Source organism: Streptomyces sp. NPDC059003, from assembly GCF_042740445.1.
In the GTDB taxonomy this organism is placed as follows: Bacteria; Actinomycetota; Actinomycetes; order Streptomycetales; family Streptomycetaceae; genus Streptomyces.
This window is the reverse complement of record NZ_JBHYJH010000388.1, coordinates 1-3,141: the sequence shown is the minus strand read 5'-3', so window position 1 is coordinate 3,141 and position 3,141 is coordinate 1. Positions and strand designations below refer to the sequence as shown.

Sequence of the window (3,141 nt, the reverse complement as noted above, 5' to 3'; positions counted from 1 at the left end):
TCTGCGCGTGCGTCGGGGCCCGCGCGCGCCCCCCGCGACGCGCCGCGCCCCGGCGCCGCGGTCCGGTGTCAGTCGGCCAGGCGGCTGTTCTGGTCGTGCAGGACGAGCCAGCGGCCGTGCTCCCTGGTGAAGCTGAGCCCGATCACCAGGTGCGCCCGGTAGCCGTCGGCGGGCCTGGTGTACACCGAGTCGAAGAGCACGAAGCCGGTGCGGCAGCCCGAGACCACCCGGCGCGTCTCCTGGAACGTCTGGTTCCAGCCGGTGTCGGCGAAGAACTCCCTGATGAACTCCATGGAGTCCGCCTTGCCCTCACGGACCTCACCGTCGGCGAAGACGATCGTGTAGCCGTCGTGCACCAGGCGCTCGTACCGCTCCGTGTCCCGGTCGCGCGTCGCGTCCACGTACGCCCGTACCGCGGACCCGAACTGCGCGGCACAGCGCCGGACTTCGGCGCCGGAGGCCTCGGTGCCCGAGCCGGACCGCTCCTGCCCGGCCGCCGCGCCCCGGCCGGTCGCCGCCGCACCCGCCGTCGTCGCCACGGCCGCGGCCCCGCACAGCAGCACGGACAGCATGACCTTCCTCCCCTTGCGCACCATGGCACGTCCCCTTTCACCCCGCTCGGCGCTCTCCGGTCCTCCGTCGGGACCAGCCAACTCCCGCCCGGGGCAAGGGAGGGAGGAATTCGACGACGTTCGAATGGCCGAGTCTCGCGTGGCGGGCGGCCCCCTGCCCGGGGCTACGCTCCGGAGGCGTGATCCACGCGCACTTGGACGCGGAGTCCCTCGGCAGGGTCCGGCTCGCTCCTTCGCCCGCGCTCGAAGCCGTCGGGTGGCTGCGGTACGCGGTGACGGGCGGGCGGCATCCGGTGTTCGGCGACCCGGGCGCGGCCGCCCGCTGGGCGCTGCGCGACCCCGACGTCGCGCTCGTCGCGCGGTGCCTGCCCGTGCCGGGCGGGCCCACCTACATGCCGGACCTCCTGACGCCCAAACCCCGGGCGGGCCCCGCGGCACGGACGTTCGCCGAGCAGCTCGAGGCCGTCGACGCGACGCCGGAGGAGGAGGCCGCGTTCCAGGTGTGCGCGGTGCGGTTCCTGGGCGGTCCGGTGCCGGGCGACGTCCTGACCGCGGTGGAGGCCGGGACCTTCGCCGAGCGGGCCGCGGACGGTCTGCGGAAGTTCTGGCAGGACGCCGTCGCCGACGGCTGGAGCGGTCTGCGGTCGGTTCTCGACGCCGACGTGGCCGCCCGCGCCGGGGAGATCGCCACGTACGGCGTCGGGCACCTGCTCAGGTCGCTGCACCCCGACATCACCTGGGCCGGGGGGCGTCTGACGGTCCGTAAGAACTACGACGAGACGATCGAGTACCGCGACGCGGAGCTCGTCCTCACGCCGATGGCCGCGAGCTGGCCGCAGGTCAGCGCGCAGCTCGCCGAGCCGGGCAACGCGGTGCTCGGCTATCCCGCGGTGGGCCTCGGCGGCGCGGCGGACCGGCCGCGGCGCCCGGGCGTGGGGCGGCTGCTCGGCGAGAGCAGGGCCGCGCTCCTCGGCGACCTCACCGCGCCGCGCACCACCGGCGAACTCGCCGCCCGCCACTGCCTGGCGCCCGCCACCGTCTCGTACCACCTGGGCGTCCTGCACCGCACCGGCCTGGTCCTCAGGGAGCGGGACCGGCAGGTGGTGCGCTACCGGCGCAGCGCGCAGGGCGACGTGCTGTTCGGCGGCTGACGGATACTCAGTTCGCGGCGGGGGCGCGGTCGTTGAGGAGCCGCTGGAAGAGCCGGTGGTCGCGCCAGGCGCCGTTGATGTGCAGATAGGAGGGGGCGAGGCCGAACTCCTTGAAGCCGCACTTGGCGAGCACGCGCTGCGAGGCCGCGTTGTGCAGGAGGGTGCCCGCCTCCAGACGGTGCAGCCCCAGGTCGGCGTCGGCCGCGGCGCACACCGCGGTCACGGCGCTGGTGGCGATGCCGCGTCCGGCGTACGCCACGTGCATCCAGTAGCCGAGGTTGGCGCTGCGGAAGGGGCCGCCCGCGATGTTGGAGAGCGTGATGCCGCCCGCGACGACGGGCCCGCCGCCCTCGCCCGCCCCCGGCGCGGACTCGTCCCACAGCAGCCAGCGCGCCCGCAGCCCCTCCGCGCGCTCCTGCTCGTACACCTGGAGTCCGGCCAGCTGGCCGGCCGCCGTGAAGAACTCGGGCGGGCGCACCGGTTCCCACGGGCCGAGGTGGTCGCGGCTGTGGTCGTAGGCGCGGGCGAGGGCCCCGGCGTCCGCGGTGGTCGCCGGGCGCAGGACGATGTCGTCGGTGAGCCGAACGGTACGGAGTTCCACGGTCCGCTCCCCCTACATCCCGCCCGCGACGCGGAGCACCGCGCCGGTCGTGTACGAGGCGTCGTCCGACAGGAGCCAGGAGACGGCGCCGGTGATCTCCTCGGGGCGGCCCGAGCGGCCCATCGGGATGACGCCGGCGAGCTTCGCCGGGCGCTCGGGGTCCTCGTGGAACTCGGTCCAGATGATGCCGGGGGCCACGCAGTTGACGCGGATGCCGAGGGGCGCGACCTCCTTGCCGAGGCCGACGGTCATGGCGTCGACGGCGGCCTTGGTGGCGGCGTAGTGGACGTACTGGCCGGGGCTGCCGAGGGTCGCGGCGGCCGACGAGATGTTCACGATCGCGCCGCCGCCGGTGCGGGTCATGTCGCGGACCGCGCGGCGGGCGCAGAGCAGATAGCCGAGGACGTTCACGTCGATGGCGCGGCGCATGCCCTCGGCGTCCGCCTCCGCGAGGGGGCCGTTCGGGCCGCTGACGCCCGCGTTGTTCACCAGGCCCGTGACCGGGCCGAGTGCGGCGGCCGCCGTCTCGAAGAGCCGGTCGACGTCGGCCTCGTCGGCCGTGTCGAGCGCGACGGTGACGCACCGGCGCCCGGTGGCGCGCACAGCCTCTGCCGCTTTCTCCGCCGCGTCCGCGTCGGACCGGTAGCCGAGGGCTATGTCGTGGCCGTCCTGCGCGAGCCGTAGCGCGACGGCGGCGCCGATGCCGCGGCTGCCGCCGGTGACCACGGTTACCTGCTGCGTCATGAAGGACCTCCGGCCTTGAGGATCTTGTGGCCGCAGTCTACGAGGGGACGCCGGCGGGGCCCGGGGCGAGCCC

General features: G+C 75.2%; 4 protein-coding genes. 1 reads left to right on the top strand and 3 read right to left on the bottom strand.

All coding sequences use genetic code 11. The annotated features are described in order from the left end of the window. Positions 1-68 precede the first annotated feature (68 nt). Positions 69-596: a YybH family protein gene (locus ACFWZ5_RS45875; RefSeq protein ID WP_384806854.1), complete on the bottom strand. Its 528-nt coding sequence runs from the start codon at positions 594-596 to the stop codon at positions 69-71. Between the two features lie 155 nt (positions 597-751). Here ACFWZ5_RS45875 and ACFWZ5_RS45870 point away from each other — a divergent pair, with 155 nt between their 5' ends. After that, on the top strand, positions 752-1,723 hold the full coding sequence (locus ACFWZ5_RS45870) for a hypothetical protein (protein WP_384806851.1): 972 nt from the start codon (positions 752-754) through the stop codon (positions 1,721-1,723). 7 nt (positions 1,724-1,730) lie between these two features. Here ACFWZ5_RS45870 and ACFWZ5_RS45865 read toward each other — a convergent pair whose 3' ends face one another. Beyond that, positions 1,731-2,324, bottom strand: a complete 594-nt coding sequence (locus tag ACFWZ5_RS45865) for a GNAT family N-acetyltransferase (RefSeq protein ID WP_384893178.1) — start codon at positions 2,322-2,324, stop codon at positions 1,731-1,733. Between the two features lie 12 nt (positions 2,325-2,336). Then, on the bottom strand, positions 2,337-3,068 hold the full coding sequence (locus ACFWZ5_RS45860) for an SDR family NAD(P)-dependent oxidoreductase (protein WP_384893175.1): 732 nt from the start codon (positions 3,066-3,068) through the stop codon (positions 2,337-2,339). Positions 3,069-3,141 lie beyond the last annotated feature (73 nt).